The following is a 17,771-nucleotide window of genomic DNA, read 5'->3' as shown; positions in this document are numbered from 1 at the left end:
CCTCCTATAGGATGTTTATTTGAATATACTGTCCGTACTCTTCCTCAATCGTCTGCAGTGAGACAACCATACCTTCTAATAAAAGCTGAACCTGATCGCGCTTGTCTGCTGGCAGTCCATCCGGCACACGGCAGGAAAGCAGGCCGCCGTCTTCCCCCTGATCAATTTCAGGCGTAATACCAGTCAGTGCCATCACTGCATTCAGCGAACCGAACGAAACTGCGGAAGCACCCGCACAAACCAAGTCTTTGCCGCTGTCATCAAAGCCGGCATGGCCTTCCATTGTAAACGATGTAATCAAGCCGGATGTGTCTTTTTTAATATCTACATAAATCATTGGATCATCGCCTTACGCGTTGATTTTTTCAATGACTACTTTTGTATAAGGCTGACGGTGTCCTTGCTTTTTGCGGTAGTTTTTCTTCGCTTTAAATTTAAAAACGACGATTTTCTTCGCACGTCCTTGCTTTTCGACCTTCGCCGTTACGGTTGCGCCTTCTACGATTGGGCTGCCGACTTTCACGTCGTCGCCGCCAACGAAAAGAACTTTATCAAACGTGACAGTGTCACCGTCTTGTGTGTTCAATTTTTCGATGTAGATTGCTTGACCTTCTTCAACTTTAACCTGCTTGCCGCCTGTTTCAATAATTGCGTACATTTCTGCACCTCCCTGTTTACTCAGACTCGCCACGTGACAGGTGATCTATCGATGCTTAAACCTGCTGTGTGCGGTTGTAGCACGGGTGCTACAAACAATAACATATGAATTCTATCACCTTTCAATATCAGTGTCAATCAATATTTTCAAACATATCCTGAACGTCTTTCTTGCCTCCAAAAAAAGAATGAAGAAGCTGCTCTTCTGTCAGTTCATCGTGCCCGTTCACATGAAACTGGTGTGTCCGGTTTCTTCTAAATAATCGGACAGCATCAAGGAGGCGATCCGTTTTTAGAAGAGGCAGGACCAGCAAGCGCATAGATACCGGATCATAAAAACGGGCGGTTAAAAAACGGATGAACATGACTTCTCTTTCTTTCCACATGACTAGAAGCTGAACGGCAATATAGGAAACAGTTAAAAGCAGCTGCAAATAAAATGGAAGTGTGATCACCGCTGCACCCATTACAAAAAGAAGGACGGCAAATGACAGAAAAATGGATTGCTTATATGCAATGAAATAAGGATGAACCGCACATAAAATAAGCTGGACCATTTTGCCGCCATCAAGTGGCAGCACCGGCAATAGATTGAACAAAAAGATGACCGCATTTAGCTCAAAAAACAATTCATACAAGGCGGCATCCATCCATCCTGATTTTAGAAAAAAAAAACTTATCGCAAGCATTGGAACATGCATAAATGGACCGGCTAATACAACGAGCCATTCTTCAAGAAGCGGTCTGCCCGCATGCTCATCGGTTTCCAGCTTGCCGCCAAACGGGAGCAGCTCCACTTTTTGAATGCGCCAGCCCATTGCTTTTGCAGCACCCGCGTGACCCAGTTCGTGAATAAGTAAAATAAGCCCGATGCATATTGCTTCTAAAAAAAGTCCTGTTGCAGCAGCAGCAGACCCGAACAGCCAGGTTAATGGATGAATGCGCACGTTATTCATGCACGTTCACTTTTCTTGATGAAATGGTCTGACCGTTTTTTCGTTCGACGAATTCAATGATGCTGCCGGAAGGAGTTCCGATCGGCTCTCCTTGTTTAATTCGCTCAAACAGCCGATACGAATCCGGCTCCAGCCCGCTTACTTCAACTTCCGTGCCGTCGTCCTGCTGAATGGAGATATTTTCATTATTAATTCGTATAACCACGCCGTCTTTTTCAGCAGCAAGCGGGCTGTTTGTACTCACAAAGGAGGCTGGGACGATGCTTGTCCGGTTCATTGCCGGCAAAAGTGTGCCAAATCGCGCTTCATAAGCAGCGGCAAAAGACGCAAATGAAAAATCGTTTGTAAAAATCGTTTTGGTAAGAGATGCATGCTGGTTGAGATAAACAACAGCAAATAAACAAAAAGAAGCGATGATTTTTTTTTGCATATGAATCCCTCCCGCCTGTTTATGTATATGCTGAAAAAATAGAAAAAAACCGCTTAAAAAAGCGGTTTTTGCTACCGGCTTATGCCGATAAATCGTTTAAATTTCGTGAAAAATGTGTCTTTTTCCGGTTCGAGCAGCTGAAGGGGAACCGACTCACCCAAAATACGGCGCGCAATGTTCCGATACGCAATCGAAGCGCGATTGTTTGGATTATGTGCCACAGGCTCGCCATTATGGGAGGATTTAATGACCTCATCATCATCTGCTACAATACCGATCAGTTCAATGGACAGATGGGCTGCCACCTCATCGACATCAAGCATATCTCCATCTCTCACCATATGGCTGCGAATCCGATTGACGACAAGCTTCGGTGGTGCCATGTCTTCTTCTTTTTCAAGAAGGCCAATAACACGATCCGCATCCCGAACAGACGACTTCTCCGGGGTGGTGACAACGATAGCCCGGTCTGCACCTGCTACCGCATTTTTATATCCCTGCTCAATTCCGGCTGGACAGTCAATTAAAATATAATCATAGTCCTGCTTTAATTCATCAATCAATTTTTTCATCTGCTCAGGCGTAACGGCTGACTTATCGGTCGTTTGGGCAGCTGGCAGCAAATAGAGAAGATCATTAAAACGCTTGTCCTTTACGAGAGCCTGATGTGTTTTGCACCGTTCTTCTACAACATCAACGAGGTCGTAAATAATGCGGTTTTCAAGCCCCATGACAACATCGAGGTTGCGAAGACCGATGTCTGTGTCAACGAGACACACTTTTTTCTCCTGCAGCGCAAGCGCTGTACCGAGATTGGCGGTCGTTGTCGTTTTACCAACACCGCCTTTTCCAGAAGTAATGACGATTGCTTCACCCACTTCAAAAGCCCCCTTTAAACGTCGATAACTCAGGCCGCAAATATTTCAGCACTTGCAGCCGATCAATCACCAATTGTTGTGCTTCGTTAATAAACGCACATTCCGATTCTGTTATCTCTTCTTCATCGTACCGGTCTGGCGAACGAGTTAAATGATCGCTGATCCGCAGTTGGGACGGCATCATTTTTGCTGCTGCAATAATTGCTGAATCATTGCCGTAACAGCCCGCATGCGCCGTGCCTTTCAGTGCGCCCATTACGAAGATGCTGCCGCCCGCCATCACTGTTCCACCCGGGTTTACATCTCCAATTAACAATAAGTCACCCGGTACTTCAAGCACTTGTCCGGAACGAATACGGCCAGCATACGAAACGATTTCATTTTCTTCTTTCCACTGTACCGCTTCGTCAATCGTCAATACGTTTGACTTAATGTCTTCAACGATTAAGTGACGGCGCTGTCTGATCAGCTGACGCAGCTCTTCTTTTTCCTCTTCAGCCACATACCGGTTTCCCGTTTGAACAATGACTGTAATGAGCGCGTCTCCGCCTTCTTTTGTAACGGCATCTAATTTTTCAGTCAATTCTTCTATTAATTCATTATACGCACATTTATCGTTCAATTGAAGAGTCAGACCGTCTTTCGTCCCTTTAATGACGACGTTTTGACTTTGTTTCATAGAAAGTATCCCACCTCTGTACGTCTCAATATTCGACAGTGCTATTCCATATTCCTTTTTTCAACATCAATCGAACACTTTTTTTAATCGTAAAAAAGCATTTCGAAGCGGAATCGCGAACACGATGTAAAAAAGGCCATTCAAGACAAGTGTTGCCAGCAGTCGCACGTAAGCAAACTGCTCGAATGAAAGGGCTGTCCGCTGCACTAGCACATTTAACCCGTAAATCATCATTTCAAGCAATGCAATGTCAAACAAGATAATAACGAAAAAAACAGGCAGTGTGCTGTGAAGCCATTTCGTCAGCTTAGATGTTGTGTAGACAAGGAGCGGCAAGAAAAAGAAATAAGCGCCGAGAAGTCCTGTATAAAACATATCAAATAAAAAGCCGAAGAAAAAGCCATATTTTATTGCAGTATTCCGGTCAAAAAAAACAGACATAAACAAAAGACCTATGAAGAAGAAACGCGGGACCGGCACATAAGCTCCATCAAAGGCCTGTTCCGAAAAAAAGATCATAAAGACACTGTCACTATAAAACAGGACGACTACTAAAAGAGGAAGGAGCGCTTTTTTCACAGTCCTTCCTCCTCAATAAGCACCTGCTGGCGATCCTCTTCTTCCGGCAAAATACTCGTCATTTCGCGTTTGGAAACCATCACATGCTCAAGGTCGTAAAAGCTTGCGGCTGGCTGAACAAGCGCCGTTTGCGTCAATCCGAATTCATCCGGGACCAACTCTGTCACTGTTCCAATGACCAGTCCTTTCGGAAAAACACCGCCGAGACCAGATGTTGTGACGGCTTGTCCTTTTGTCACCTTTGAATCGGATGGTATTTTCGTCATTTGAAGCATTTTTTTTTCTTCATCATAGCCTTCAATCAACCCATAAATCGTCGTTTTACCTTGAATAAGCACTGACACACGATTTTGTGAATCACGAGCAGACAAAAGCTGTACGGTGGACGTAAATTTCGACGTACTTTGTACTTTTCCGATTAAGCCGCTTGCAGTCATCACGGCCATATCTGGTTCGATGCCGTTTGATTCACCTTGATCAATCGTAATAACCTCATACCACCGATCAGGATTGCGAGCGATAACCGTTGCTTGTACGGGCTCATAATCTGCAAGGCTTTTTTCTTTTTCGAGCACTTTCCGTAGTTCTGCATTGTCTTTTTCAAGACGGGCTACATCACTTTCTAATTGGGCAAGCTCTTCTAAATGTGTGCGGAGTTTTTCGTTTTCTTCATATGTAAGACGCAGCCTGCGTACATCATCAAAAAAAGATTCAACAACACCCGCCGGCTTCGACACGATATTTTGGCCAAACCCGGTCACATCTTTCACAAACTTTTCAGGCCACGTAATGTTATCCCGATCCCGCAGTGAAAAACCAATCATGGCGACAAGAAGAATGATACTGCCGAGCAATATAATCAACCGCTTGTTTGTAAAAAATTGCGGCATGAATTCCACCTCAGTTTTCTAAGCATTCAAAACGGTGAGGCTGGTTCAACGCGCCCCGAAAAACCGGTCACAACGCACGGAGAACCGGCCTCATCGTCAATTGTTATTTGTTTTTAAATAAATGAATATGATCAAGCGCAAGCCCTGTTCCGATGGCTACACAGTCCAGCGGATTTTCTGCAATGATGACTGGCATGTTTGTTTCTGTGCTGATCACCTTGTCCAAATTGCGCAAAAGCGCACCACCGCCTGTTAACACGATGCCGCGGTCCATAATATCCGCTGCAAGTTCCGGTGGTGTTTTCTCCAGTGTTCCTTTTACTGTATCAACAATCGCGTACACTGTATCTTTTAGCGCATCCGCAATTTCCTGTGCCGTAATCTCAATTGTTTTTGGCAGCCCTGTTAATAAATCACGGCCGCGGATTTCCATGTTCGGGATCTCGTCTGCATCACCTGCTGAACCGATTTCCATTTTAATTGTTTCTGCTGTCCGATCACCAATCAGCAAATTGTACTGCTTGCGGATATACGCAATAATTGCATCATCCATTTCATCTCCGGCAATGCGAAGTGATTCGCTTGTTACGATGCCTCCGAGTGAAATAATCGCCACTTCTGTCGTACCGCCGCCAATGTCCACGACCATGCTGCCCGTCGGTTCCCAAACAGGAAGATTGGCACCGATCGCCGCTGCAAAAGGCTCTTCAATTGGATATGCGTCACGTGCGCCAGCTTGACGCGTAGCATCAATGACCGCACGGCGTTCAACCGCGGTAATGCCTGATGGAACACATACCATGACGTATGGCTTGCTTGACAGGAAGCCGGATGATCCTTTTGTCGCCTGCTTAATATAATATTTAATCATCACTGCAGTCGTTTCATAGTCGGCAATAACGCCGTCTTTCATTGGACGGGTGGCAATAATGTTGCCCGGCGTCCGGCCGATCATGTTGCGCGCGTCATTTCCGACCGCGACGATTTGTTTTGTGTCTGTTTGCAGTGCAACAACAGACGGTTCTCGTACGAGAATTCCCTTTCCTTTTGCATACACAAGTGTATTCGCTGTTCCAAGGTCAATGCCTAAGTCACGGCTCCCAATTCCAAACATGTAGTGTATCTCCCTTTCCTCAATAGATCCTTTTTATCGTGATCATTTCACTAGTAATGGCTATTAAATTGTGTGAAAAACTTCTCAAAAACCATAACTTATATTATAGCGGAACGAAAAAAAAAAGCATAGCGTTATAAATAACCTTTTTCTTTTAAGCTGACATATTTCTTCTCTCCAATGATCAAATGGTCGAGAACATCAATGCCCAGTATTTTTCCACATTCGACAAGACGCTTCGTCACATCGATGTCTTCACGGCTTGGTGCCGGGTCTCCGGACGGATGATTATGGAGGCAGACAATGCTTGCTGCCGAACGGCGAAACGCTTCTTTAAATACCTCACGCGGATGTACAATCGAAGCATTTAAGCTGCCGATAAACAACGTCTGCTTGTGCATAACCTGATTTTTTGTATTTAAATAAAGTGCGACAAAATGCTCCTGGCTTAAGAAGCGCATTTCTTCCATCATATAATTAGCCGCATCTTCCGGCGAGCGGATCATAAAACGCTCGTCATATTTCAACCGTTCAATGCGGCGGCCGATTTCAACGGCCGCCATGAGCTGAATCGCTTTTGCGCTGCCGATGCCTTTAATAGAGGTAATTTCTTCGAGTGATGCGTCTTTTAACAGGCGAAGGCCTTCAAATTCATTTAAAATGCGGTTGGATAACTGCAGGACCGATTCTTCTTTCGATCCGGTCCGGAGTAAAATCGCGAGGAGCTCGTGGTTGGATAAACTATGTGGACCGCTCGCGATCATTCGTTCACGCGGGCGGTCATGTGGCGGGACATCACGGATCATCATTGACGCAGGTGCAGCAATTTTATCATGGCTCATTCGTTCCATTCCCCTTTCAAATTAGCGGAACGAAAAACTGCCAGTGAGAAGGTCCATTTGTCTCAGCCGGCGATAAAGAGAGGAAATCGGCAGCCCGACGACATTAAAATAATCGCCATGAATCGCTTTGACAAAAAGCGCGCCGGCCGATTGAATGCCATAGCCACCTGCTTTGTCAAACGGTTCGCCTGTCTCAATATAGGCAGCCATCTCCGCTTTTGTCAGTTCCCAAAACTCAACGTCCGTCTTTTCATGAAAGACAATTTTTTCATTCTTTGACATGATCGCGACACCGGTGTAAACAGCGTGGGTGCCGCCGGATAATGAAGAAAGCATCTGCATTGCTTCAAGTTCTGTTTTCGGTTTCCCCAGAATGCGGCCGTTTGAAACGACGACTGTATCTGCACCGATGACAGCAGCGTCAGGACGTTCAGAGAAAACCGCTGCCGCTTTTTTCACAGCAAGCTGCTCAACAGCCGCTGCCGGATGCGTTCCGGGTGCAATCGTTTCATCCGCGTGTGCAGCTTGAACCGTAAATGGAATGAATACCTGAGAAAGCAATTCTTTTCTGCGGGGCGATGATGAAGCCAAAATAATGTGGGTCAAAGAGGATCACCTTTCTTTTCAAATGGATATATAGAGAACTAGGGAGTTACGCGTTTATCATAACAGACAATTCTGCAATGAACAAATAAAAACCTGCCGGATTTTGGCAGGTTACGGCGAAAGAATGGAGACGATTTTATCTAGCTGCTGCGAGTCAGCCGCTTTTTTCAATGTCTCTTCTTCTTCACTGGATAATAGAACTTTTGTTTCTTTTACGTATGCAGCTGTACCCCTTGATTCAAGGCTTTGTTCCGCTTCGTCTGCTTCAGTTTTTGTTAAAAAAGCGCCGTAAATCATGCTGTATTGATTTTCAGATGAAATAACCGCCGCCGGCTCTCCCGAAGACGAAACGGCTTTCGCTGCTGCTTCTTCCGTTGAAAAAAGACCCCCTTGAATGACAAACAGCGGGACTGTTTTTTCAACTGGTGCAGCTGTTTGTTCTGTGGAGCTGTTCACCGCCGGTGCCGCTTTTGTCTCCGTTTGTTCCGGGACGGCGCTCATCATCAACAGTCCAAACACACTGCCCGTTAAAAGAGCTGAAATAATGATCAGCAAGCCCGCTGCCGCTTTTAGGGTCGGCTTTTTTTTCGGTATGACCGTTTCTTCCTCGTCCGGCAGCCGCCAGACGAGTACATCACTGTTTTGTCGCGTCCAGTCCGGCTCGTGCACACGCATCCCTCCTCATCCTTATGTATACGGGATTATCGAAAAAAAAGAACAAAACGCAGTTGCGCATTGTTCTACTCGATCTTGTCCACAGTAAGATTTGACGTGCTCTGGCAAAGTGTTTTTTGCTCCCCTTTCAAACAAACCACTTTTACTGAACCGTTAGAATACATATCCACGTATGTTTCGTTTTTCTTAGGGTCAAGTTCATTACCAGTGAAAGGATCCGTCACTTTTTCAATAAATCCTTTTTCGTACAGCGTTTTATAGGTCACTTTCTCTGGAATAGAATCTGGATTGTCCACCCGTGAATTCGTGATAAATAAATTCGCAGCTTCTTTTAAGTGAAGTGCCTGGGTAACAAATCCACGCTCTCTTGACTGTTCGATTAACCGCCCGATGCCGGCAACCGCTATCGCAGAAATAATGGCCAGGATCACAACAACAGCAAGCAGTTCAATGAGTGTGTAGCCTTTTTCATTCATCTGTATGCCGCCTTAGTCTTCAATGACCACAAACGGGTCCTGTTTATTGGCCGGGTCCGGGACGTCAATTTCCGGTGCATCTTCTAAAAGGTCTGTTAACTCCGGCATATAATAAGCGGCAACGGTTAAGTTGTATGTGACCGGCTCGGTTACACCTTCTACTTTTTGTGCTTCTTCAGGCCCTGTAAATTCAAGCTGCTCCACCCGAATCATCCGCAGTTGATTTTCAACCGAATCAATAAAGGCATTCATTTCTGCAAAACCAGGTGACTCAATCGTCAGCTGCGCACGAATTTTTCGAATGCCGGCCGGCAAAACTTCTTCAGGAAGCGGCTGTTCTTGCACATCCGTTTCTTCTTCCGTGCCGTCTGTCATATTTTCTTCTTCTGATTCATTGGCCTGCTCTTCTTCAGACGCAGTTTCTTCATCCGCAGCCATATTTGTATTTTCTGCTGTATCAGCGTCTGCGGTTTCATCGGCGTTGTCTGTTTCTTCCTGAACCGGCAATGTTTCCTCTTCTCCCTCTGTAAAAACGATCGCTGTAATCAAGCTGTCAGATAGCAGTTCCGCTTTTTCAAAATCAAGCATTAACTTATCACCCATCGGCTTGACGGGTACTTTATTTTGAAGAGAGCCCGTCACAACGACCGGTCCTTGCACGCTAGCCCCGGTATTATTTGCTTGGAGGGCAGCTATCAGCTGTTCTTCAGCCTGAATTTGCTGCTCTGCTGTTTCAAGCTTTACAGCAGCTGTCCGATAAAAAGCAAAGTACAAATAAACAAACAAGAGCAGGATTAAAAATAGAACAATGCTTGTATAAACCCGTTTTTTGTTCATTATTTTTGTTCCTCCAGCTTCTGCAAGACAGCCTGCTCATTGAAAACAATTTCATATTGAATGACATAACGGGGAAGCGCATCTGCTACTTCCAACAGTACTTTCGCTTCCTCTTCTGACTCATCAACAGACGTATCCATCTGAAGAATGGAAGCATTCTCGACCCAGCCGGATGACTTTAATTCCGCCAAGTAGTAGGCTCCCTGCCTGCTCGTATCAAATTGTACCGTTAAATTCATTGTTTCTTCACTTACGTAAGACATCGACTGAAAAAATCCACGCTCCGGCAAAAGAGAAACAAGGTGCTCCAAAATAGGCGATGCCGGCAGCCGTCTTACCTGCGACCACTCAACGGCCTGACGCAGCTGATCGGCACTCGTTTCTGTCGCTGTGCTTGAGTTGGACGCGGCTTGTTCAAGTGTTTCTCTCAGCTGCTGCTGCGTCGCAAGATTACGTTCTGCACGCTCCACCTCACCTTGTTTCACTTGCACAGCTGCAAAAAGGGCAATGGCTGATGCTAAAATGATGGCGCCAATAATAAGCAAAGCCAGCGTAGAAATACTTTTTTTCTTTTTTGCCGGCAGTAAATTAATATCGATTAACATACGTGATCACCCGTCTTTCAATGCAAGCCCGACCGCCGCCAAAAAAGCGGGCGGAAGCCATTCGTTCTGCTTTGTATCCATTTTCATCTGTTCATCCGTTTCAACTGGAATATCAAATGACTTGTTGATAAATTCTTCTACAAATGGCCGCTGAGGATGGTCGCCGGTAAATAAGATTCGTTCAATTTTCACTTGTCCGCCGTGAACAGAATTTTCATAAAAATTAACAACCTTATCAAGCTCGGACAGCGCATCTGCCAGATCGCCGCTTCCATCTGCATCCTCCATATCAAGAACATCTTCGCTTTTTTCAATAAAGACCGGTTTCATAAATTTGAGCTGGTGGCCGTGGAAAATAGAGAGTGTCATAACGTTTGATTTTAAGTGAATAAGCAGTTCATGTGCGCTGTCATTTGTCCGGTCGAACGAATGAAACAGCCTGTATAAAGCAAGCGGGGCGATATCAGCTGCGATCGGCTTCAACCGGGCATGTTCAAATACACCCGCATAATCCTCGACAACTTGTTCCGGAGCGGCGACAAGCAGAACCGATTGCTTGTTTTCTTCGTACCCGGTCACCACCACATCAAAAACCGGCTCATCAAACGGCAAATGAATGGTAGAGCCAATTTGCATAAAAAAGAAGTTTTTAATTTCATCGAGAGTTAAATCACGGTCCACCTTTTCTTCACGTATGGCCACGTAACGATCCGGAATCGTAAAACGGATGTTCCGGTTTTTCAGCTTCCATTCATCCACCATATTGTCTATGACGTCCTGTAGTTCACCGATTTTCACAATATCTCCGCGCACAATCATGCCTTCAGGCAGCTTCCGTTCACCAAACTTCTCAATGAGCAGCGGGTCGGACTGGCGCAGCTCCACAAAACGGATGGCTTCGTCGGTGATCGTAAAATTAATTGTTTTATCTTTTTTTTGAAATAAACGTAACGCCATTCCCTCTTCTCCTTCTTAAAAAAACTGAAGATACCAGCGGATCATGTCATTGCCATGTGTGTACGCGACCACCGCTGCCAGCGCAATATACGGCCCAAACGGCATAGGTTTCCCTCGCTTTACTATACCGGCAGCCATCAGGGCAAGCCCAATTACTGCGCCGAAAAAACAAGCGAGCAAAAATGTTAACAGCACAAGCTTTGTGCCAAGGACAAAACCGAGCACTCCAAACAACTTTATATCTCCACCGCCCATTCCGCCGTTCGAAACAACTGCGATCAGCAAAAGCAAGCCGAAACCGACAGCGGCACCGAGCAGCGCATCCCACCACGGGTCAAGCGGCTGGGTGAACCGCATAATGATAAACAATGGCAGGAAAAACAAGATGATTTTATCCGGAATGAGCATATAAGCAAAATCCGCCACAACGAGAATCATCAGCATCGAAAACAGTAAAATCGCCGTCCAAAACGGCGCACTAAATCCATATAATAGGTAGGAATACAAAAATAACAGCGCTGTGAGCAGCTCTGTTACAGGATACATCATCGATATTTTCGCCCCGCATTTGCGGCAGCGTCCTTTTAAGGCTATGTACGACAAAACCGGCACCAAGTCCCGTGCGGTCAATTGATGTCCGCACAGCGAACAGGCGCTGCGCGGCTTTACAATCGACTTCCCGGTCGGCACCCGGAGCCCGACCACGTTATAAAACGAGCCGAGCAGGAGGCCATAGAGGAAGACGATCAGATGGATCATTTAACGTCGTCGCGATCCAAATCATCTAGTGTTGTACTCCCTATTGCACGTTCTTTTCCAGTAAGGGCAACTTTGTATTCATAGGACGCTGCTTTTCCATCCTCTGAAGTTTTTGTAATGACAACTTGTGAAGTATCTGGTTCATAGCCTTTACCTGTCCCTTTTTCTCCTGTATCTGGATCTTCTGGCTCATCAATCATGCCTTGATTCATTAAATCCTGTAAGGTTACCTTTGCCACTCCGCTGGCATCGAAAGTTAAAGATGAAGGATTACTAGCTACATATGTTTTGGTTGAATTAACCATCTGCGTTGCATTCGCAATATGCGCGTCTTTCTTCGAGTTATCAATCAACCCTCCAATAGCTGGAATGGCAATCGCAGCAATAATACCTAAAATAACGACAACAGCAAGCAATTCAATTAACGTTAAGCCTTTTTCATTTTTCATGCGGCGTTTTAATACGTTTAACATGTTTCATTCTCCTCTCTCTTTTTGCAGAAACTGCGGTAATTTGACACTAACACTAGTATCTTACTGACATTTGACAAAAAAATCAATATATTACTAGGAAATAAATCTCAAATATTCGTTATATTAGCCGCTTTCCTGCACAGTGTTGAATATTTCGAACATCGGCACCATGATCGATATGACGATAGTCCCGACAATGGCCGCAAGAAGAACGATCATTAATGGTTCGATGAGCGCTTTCAGCCGGTCGGTGACGGTTTCGACCTCTGCTTCATAAAAATCGGCAACTTTTGACAGCATTTGATCCAATGACCCCGTTTCTTCCCCGATGGCAATCATTTGATGCAGCAGCGGCGGAAATGCCCAGTGACGCTGCATCGGACCGGTAATGGATTCTCCGCGTTCGAGTGATTTTCTTGACTCCCTTATGACGCTTGCAATCACTTCGTTTTCAACGACTTCACCGGTAATGTCCATCGCCCGCAAAATCGGCACGGAATTGGAGAATAAGGAGCTGAGCGTCCGCGTCATGCGGGCAAGCACGGCTTTTTGCATTAAATTCCCGAAGATCGGCATACGTAAAATAGCATAATCCACATACAACTTTGTCTCTGGTCGTTGTCGCAGCATCCATAAAGCACCGACAGCCAATCCTGCAATAATAGCAATCACGTACCAAAACCGCTGCATCCACTCACTGGCGTTAATAACAAATTGGGTAATCGCCGGCAGCTCTCCGCCAAAGTCCTCAAACATCCCGACAAATGTCGGCACAACCGACACAAGCAAAAAGATGACCACAAATACCGCCACGATGCCGACAACGACCGGATAAGCAAGTGCCGATATCACTTTTTGGCGGGTCCGGTGCTGCCGCTCATAATGATTGGCCAAATCGTTAAACGTTTGATCCAGCGTCCCAGTCGCCTCTCCTGCTTTCAGCATATTGATCACAAGCGGTTCAAAAATTTTCTTTTGCTTCGCCGCTGCATCCGATAACGGACGGCCTTCCCTCATCTCCACTTCCATATTGGTTAAGGCCCGCTTGAGCGGCTTGCTGTCGGTCTGCTGAGACAAAATAAAAGCAGAATCGACAACCGTTACCCCGGCTTGAAGCAGTGCGGCAAACTGGCGCAAAAAGATAACCATATGCTCAAGCCGCACAGCACGGCCAATAACGATATCCTGCTCCAAAAACGTTTCCGGCTTTTGTTCGATTTCTTTTACCCGAATGCCACTTTTCTGCAGTTTTTCAATCGCTTCTTTTTTTGAATTGGCGGTTAACGTGCCTTTTTTCGGTCCGCGCCGATCTCTGCCTGTGTAAACGAATTTAGCCATTTCGTTACTCCCTTTCTCTTAAATAAGGAAGAAGCGCAGCTTTTGAAACGACTTCTTGACGGAACAATTCCTGCGCATGATCCGCCATCAGCTGCATGCCCTGCGCTTTGGACGTCTGCATGACATTGACAATTTGATGGACTTTTTCTGAGCGGATTAAATTGGCCACCGCTGAATTGTTCAGCATAATTTCCAAGGCTGCCCGTCTGCCTTTTAAATCCGCTGTCGGGAACAGCCGCTGGGCGATAACGGCTGTTAAAACCGTTGCAAGCTGCGTCCGGATCTGTGGCTGCTGTTCAGCCGGGAACACATCAATGATCCGTTCAATTGTGGCCGGCGCGCTGGATGTATGAAGCGTCGCAAAAACAAGGTGTCCCGTCTCTGCCGCTGTAATGGCGGTCTGAATAGTTTCAAGGTCCCGCATCTCTCCGACGAGAATAACGTCCGGGTCCTGACGGAGAGCGGCCCGCAACCCATTGGCGAACGTCTGTGTATCGTACCCGACTTCCCGTTGGTCAATGACGCACTTTCCATGCTTGTGCAAATACTCAATCGGGTCTTCGAGCGTAATAATGTGCTTTCTCGTATTACGGTTCAAATAATCAATCATACTGGCAAGCGTTGTTGATTTTCCGCTTCCGGTCGGACCGGTCACGAGAACCAGTCCATGCGGGCGTTCTGACACTTTTTTTAATATATCCGGCATATGAAGATCTTCTAATGTCGGAATCCCCGAAGCAATAACCCGAAAAGCAAGTGCGATACAATTGCGTTGATGATACGCATTCACACGAAAACGGGAGACACGCGGCAGCCCGAACGAAAAGTCGAGTTCGCCATCTTCTTTAAACTTTTCCCACATATGTTCCGGTACAATTGCTTTTGCCATCGCTTCTGTGTCAGCCGGCTTCAGCGGTTCTTTTCCATATCGCTTTAAATCACCATTTATACGAAATACCGGCGCCGTTCCGACAGTCAAATGAATATCAGATGCTTTCAATTCAAAAGCAGAATGCAAAATAAATTCTAGCTTTTCTCTCATATTTTTCTACTCCATCAGCACGGCACGAAGCACTTCTTCTGTCGTCGTGATGCCTTGTTTTATTTTTAAGAGACCATCGTCGAGCAGAAAAATGGTTTTGTCCCTCATGGCCATTTGTTTTAATTTCGACAGCGGTTCATTGTTCAAAATAAGCCGTTTCATTTCTTCTGTAACGGTAAGGACTTCATGAATCGCTACACGGCCTTTATAGCCGGTCATATTACAGGAGGCACAGCCTTTTCCCCGGTTGATTGTCTCAATTTTCAGTCCGCGTTTTCCAAAGATCTCTTTTTCCCGTTCAGTAGCCGGTTCTTCGTGTCTGCAATCGCGGCACACTTTACGGATAAGACGCTGGGCCACGATGCCACTTAAAGACGAAGCGACGAGGAACGGCTCGACTCCCATATCAATAAGACGTGTAATGCTGCTGATTGAATCATTTGTATGCAGTGTACTGAGCACAAGGTGTCCGGTTAAAGAAGCGCGGATCGCAATCTCAGCTGTTTCCTTATCCCGGATTTCCCCAACCATAATGACATTTGGATCCTGCCGCAAAATCGAACGGAGTCCTGCCGCAAACGTCAGTCCGACATTTGGATTCACCTGAATCTGATTGACTCCTTCAAGCTGATATTCAACAGGATCCTCAACCGTAATAATGTTTACTTCTTCACTATTCAGCTGATTTAAGCCTGCATAAAGCGTCGATGATTTACCAGAGCCAGTCGGACCGGTAATCAACACAATGCCATTTGGACGCTCAAGCAAAGTGTCCATTCTTTTTAAATTCACTTTATTAAAGCCAAGCTGCTTCATATCATTCAATGAACTGCTTAAATCCAGTATCCGCATAACGATTTTTTCCCCATAAACCGTCGGAAGCGTTGAAATACGAATGTCGATCGGCCGAAAATCAATATTGGTTTTGATCCGGCCATCCTGTGGAATGCGATGTTCGGTAATGTCCATATTGGCCATAATTTTAATTCGTGCCGTCAACATGCCAAGCATTGATTTCGGAAGCTGCCGGTCTAACTGAAGCACGCCATCGACACGCATGCGGACGACAACTTTTGTTTCATGCGGATCAATATGAATGTCGCTCGCTTTTTCCGTCATTGCCCGGGACATGATCTGGTTCACAAGCCGGACAACGGGTGAGTCTTCTTCTGCTTCCTGTGATTCAGCTGTTTCGGGCGTATTTTGCTGCATAAACTCTTCCAGCGAATCGTCAATATCGTAATATTTGTTGACTGCACGCAAAATATCCTGCTTAGCGGCAATCGCTGTTTCAATTTGAAACCCCGTTGAAAGACGTAAATCTTCCACCGTAAAGTAGTCCATTGGATCGGCCATGGCGACAAACAATCGGTTTTCTTCTTTTTTTAATGGGATGATTAAGTTTTTTTTTGCCATTTCTTTTGAAACAAGACTAAGCAGCTTTATGTCAACAGGATAACGGTATAAGCTGACGTGTGGAATGCCAAGCTGAAATTCCAGCACTTCAATCAGCTGCTGTTCGGTAATGAACCCTCTATCCAGAAGGGCGTCGCCAAGTTTTTGATTGTCTTTTTTTTCTTTTAATGCAACGGCCAGCTGTTCTTCTGTGATAAGACCGGACTCGACCAGCAGATCACCTAGCCGTTTTCGCTTTGTTTTCATTCCGCATCACCTTTTTATTGTCCATTTTCAGTGCTGTTTTCTCCGGCGGATTGATTTTCTTCATCAGGTTGGGTTTGCTCTTCCCCAGTGGAAGGTGCGTCTTCTTCCGTTTCTTCGGCGGATGTTTCTTCTTCCTCTGGTTCAGGGGGCGGTGGCGGCTCTTGGGAGCTGTACAGCTCAATTTGATGAACAGGCGGATAAAAATCGGCAGCGATTTGTTCGCTGTCGATTTTTTGTGACCCTTCCAGACGATTCCGGTATACATCAATCATCATGCCGCTTTCCCCAAATTGTTCGACTCTCATCGTCCCGTAATCAAGGGAAGGGCTAAAATGCAAAACCGTTTTCGCTTTTAATGTTTCTTTGTTTTTCAATTCTGCTCCGTACGTATAATAAAATGGTACACCTGTCAGTACACCGTATAATTTTCCATTTGTTACCGTCCAATTGATCGTATATGAATAATCATTACGGTTAAAAAAAACAAAATCTTGTTTCTTTTCTTTTTGTACTTTTGCTTCATAGCCAAGTTCAATGTATTCCGGGAGATCCGTGCTTTGATTTTTTTCCATCACATCAAAATTCGTTTTCAGGATTAGCTTGTATAACGATGATGAAAGAATGTTCAAACTTTTTTCGTTTATTTTTCCTCCTGCAGGTTCAACCCAGCTATTAAACGAAACGGATGTCCCACCTTTTACAGCCATGGCTGGATTTGCTTTAATGAAATCTGCGGTCGCGGCATCAACTCCATCCGCTGTCACTTCAGCGATTTTGGCTGTTTTTTGATCTTCTTGCAGATAAAGAGAGACGTCCAGCACAGACTCACCTGTTTTTAAATAGTCACCAATATCTGAAATGTCTGCAGCCATTGTTTCCAAGTCCACGTTTTCGGCCGTTTGAAGAGCTGGCATTTTTCGTTCCAGCTCTTCCTTCAACTGGTCAGGTGAAACAGAAGCAATTAATGGATTTTGCTGTCCATCTGCTGCTTCCTGAACGGATTGTTCTACTTGAAAATTCACGAGACCGTTGCTTATTTGCACTTCTTTTTCCGCATATTTCAGTTTAATGACAGCTTGATCCTGCCAGGCTTCCAGTTTTTCATTTAGGAGTTTTGCCGTTTCACTGTCTGTCATTTCATCGACTGTTTCAGGACCAATTGTCGTTTCCTCATCAAAGACGGCATCCGCTAAAAACACTCGATCAAACAGCCGGCCTCCATAAAAAGAAAATAATGAAAAATAAATCGTCAGCAGCAATAATAATAGTGTCAACTTCCCAATAATATTTTGGTTGCGTCCCACATCTTCCACGAT

At 45.3% G+C, this 17,771-nt stretch carries 22 protein-coding genes and 1 other annotated feature; all 22 genes read right to left on the bottom strand.

The window, feature by feature from the left end:
* Positions 1–4: 4 nt before the first annotated feature.
* Entirely contained in the window at positions 5–337 is a 333-nt protein-coding gene (locus NLX67_RS09370) for a ribosomal-processing cysteine protease Prp (protein WP_046178680.1), read from the bottom strand.
* 12 nt (positions 338–349) lie between these two features.
* The gene (rplU, locus tag NLX67_RS09365; protein WP_046178679.1) at positions 350–658 is read right to left on the bottom strand and encodes a 50S ribosomal protein L21; all 309 of its coding nucleotides are present in this window, start codon (positions 656–658) and stop codon (positions 350–352) included.
* Between the two features lie 12 nt (positions 659–670).
* Positions 671–744: a sequence feature (ribosomal protein L21 leader region), on the bottom strand.
* A gap of 47 nt (positions 745–791) precedes the next feature.
* Positions 792–1,613 carry a site-2 protease family protein gene (locus NLX67_RS09360; protein WP_254311526.1) on the bottom strand — a complete coding sequence of 274 codons (822 nt, stop codon included), beginning with the start codon at positions 1,611–1,613 and terminating at the stop codon, positions 792–794.
* Positions 1,606–2,043 (bottom strand): hypothetical protein, encoded by a 438-nt coding sequence (locus tag NLX67_RS09355; RefSeq protein WP_046178677.1) that lies wholly within the window; start codon positions 2,041–2,043, stop codon positions 1,606–1,608. Before NLX67_RS09355 ends, NLX67_RS09360 begins: the two co-directional genes overlap by 8 nt.
* 71 nt (positions 2,044–2,114) lie before the next feature.
* Entirely contained in the window at positions 2,115–2,921 is an 807-nt protein-coding gene (gene minD, locus NLX67_RS09350; protein ID WP_254311524.1) for a septum site-determining protein MinD, read from the bottom strand.
* 1 nt (position 2,922) lies between these two features.
* Positions 2,923–3,600 carry a septum site-determining protein MinC gene (gene minC / locus NLX67_RS09345; protein ID WP_254311522.1) on the bottom strand — a complete coding sequence of 226 codons (678 nt, stop codon included), beginning with the start codon at positions 3,598–3,600 and terminating at the stop codon, positions 2,923–2,925.
* Positions 3,601–3,666: 66 nt separating this feature from the next.
* Entirely contained in the window at positions 3,667–4,179 is a 513-nt protein-coding gene (gene mreD, locus NLX67_RS09340; RefSeq protein ID WP_046178674.1) for a rod shape-determining protein MreD, read from the bottom strand.
* Positions 4,176–5,069 carry a rod shape-determining protein MreC gene (gene mreC / locus NLX67_RS09335; protein WP_254311520.1) on the bottom strand — a complete coding sequence of 298 codons (894 nt, stop codon included), beginning with the start codon at positions 5,067–5,069 and terminating at the stop codon, positions 4,176–4,178. The genes mreD and mreC overlap by 4 nt, the downstream gene beginning before the upstream one ends.
* 103 nt (positions 5,070–5,172) lie before the next feature.
* A complete protein-coding gene (locus tag NLX67_RS09330) occupies positions 5,173–6,183 on the bottom strand; it encodes a rod shape-determining protein (RefSeq protein WP_046178672.1) in 1,011 nt (336 codons plus the stop codon).
* A gap of 134 nt (positions 6,184–6,317) precedes the next feature.
* Positions 6,318–7,025, bottom strand: coding sequence for a RadC family protein (gene radC / locus NLX67_RS09325; RefSeq protein ID WP_305882027.1), 708 nt, complete (start codon positions 7,023–7,025; stop codon positions 6,318–6,320).
* A gap of 21 nt (positions 7,026–7,046) precedes the next feature.
* On the bottom strand, positions 7,047–7,631 hold the full coding sequence (locus tag NLX67_RS09320) for a Maf family protein (RefSeq protein ID WP_046178670.1): 585 nt from the start codon (positions 7,629–7,631) through the stop codon (positions 7,047–7,049).
* A gap of 111 nt (positions 7,632–7,742) precedes the next feature.
* Positions 7,743–8,306 carry an SPOR domain-containing protein gene (locus tag NLX67_RS09315; RefSeq protein ID WP_254311518.1) on the bottom strand — a complete coding sequence of 188 codons (564 nt, stop codon included), beginning with the start codon at positions 8,304–8,306 and terminating at the stop codon, positions 7,743–7,745.
* 65 nt (positions 8,307–8,371) lie between these two features.
* Positions 8,372–8,782, bottom strand: coding sequence for a type II secretion system protein (locus NLX67_RS09310; protein ID WP_254311516.1), 411 nt, complete (start codon positions 8,780–8,782; stop codon positions 8,372–8,374).
* Positions 8,783–8,794: 12 nt separating this feature from the next.
* Entirely contained in the window at positions 8,795–9,619 is an 825-nt protein-coding gene (locus NLX67_RS09305) for a hypothetical protein (RefSeq protein ID WP_254311515.1), read from the bottom strand.
* The gene (locus NLX67_RS09300) at positions 9,619–10,224 is read right to left on the bottom strand and encodes a PilN domain-containing protein (RefSeq protein WP_046178666.1); all 606 of its coding nucleotides are present in this window, start codon (positions 10,222–10,224) and stop codon (positions 9,619–9,621) included. The genes NLX67_RS09305 and NLX67_RS09300 overlap by 1 nt, the downstream gene beginning before the upstream one ends.
* A gap of 6 nt (positions 10,225–10,230) precedes the next feature.
* Positions 10,231–11,181, bottom strand: coding sequence for a type IV pilus biogenesis protein PilM (gene pilM / locus NLX67_RS09295; RefSeq protein ID WP_254311513.1), 951 nt, complete (start codon positions 11,179–11,181; stop codon positions 10,231–10,233).
* 15 nt (positions 11,182–11,196) lie between these two features.
* Entirely contained in the window at positions 11,197–11,940 is a 744-nt protein-coding gene (locus NLX67_RS09290; protein WP_254311512.1) for a prepilin peptidase, read from the bottom strand.
* Complete coding sequence (locus tag NLX67_RS22950) at positions 11,937–12,413, bottom strand: prepilin-type N-terminal cleavage/methylation domain-containing protein (protein ID WP_305882026.1); 477 nt, start codon at positions 12,411–12,413, stop codon at positions 11,937–11,939. The genes NLX67_RS09290 and NLX67_RS22950 overlap by 4 nt, the downstream gene beginning before the upstream one ends.
* A gap of 123 nt (positions 12,414–12,536) precedes the next feature.
* Positions 12,537–13,751, bottom strand: coding sequence for a type II secretion system F family protein (locus NLX67_RS09280; protein WP_254311511.1), 1,215 nt, complete (start codon positions 13,749–13,751; stop codon positions 12,537–12,539).
* Positions 13,752–13,755: 4 nt separating this feature from the next.
* Positions 13,756–14,793, bottom strand: coding sequence for a type IV pilus twitching motility protein PilT (locus NLX67_RS09275; RefSeq protein ID WP_046178662.1), 1,038 nt, complete (start codon positions 14,791–14,793; stop codon positions 13,756–13,758).
* Between the two features lie 6 nt (positions 14,794–14,799).
* Positions 14,800–16,455: a GspE/PulE family protein gene (locus NLX67_RS09270; protein WP_046178661.1), complete on the bottom strand. Its 1,656-nt coding sequence runs from the start codon at positions 16,453–16,455 to the stop codon at positions 14,800–14,802.
* A 14-nt stretch (positions 16,456–16,469) separates the two neighbouring features.
* Positions 16,470–17,768: a VanW family protein gene (locus NLX67_RS23015; RefSeq protein WP_254311509.1), complete on the bottom strand. Its 1,299-nt coding sequence runs from the start codon at positions 17,766–17,768 to the stop codon at positions 16,470–16,472.
* Positions 17,769–17,771 lie beyond the last annotated feature (3 nt).

It is taken from the genome of Domibacillus sp. A3M-37 (assembly GCF_024213455.1).
Classification (GTDB): domain Bacteria; phylum Bacillota; class Bacilli; order Bacillales; family Domibacillaceae; genus Domibacillus; species Domibacillus tundrae.
Note: the sequence above shows the minus strand (reverse complement) of the source record. Positions and strands in the feature narration are given on the sequence as shown.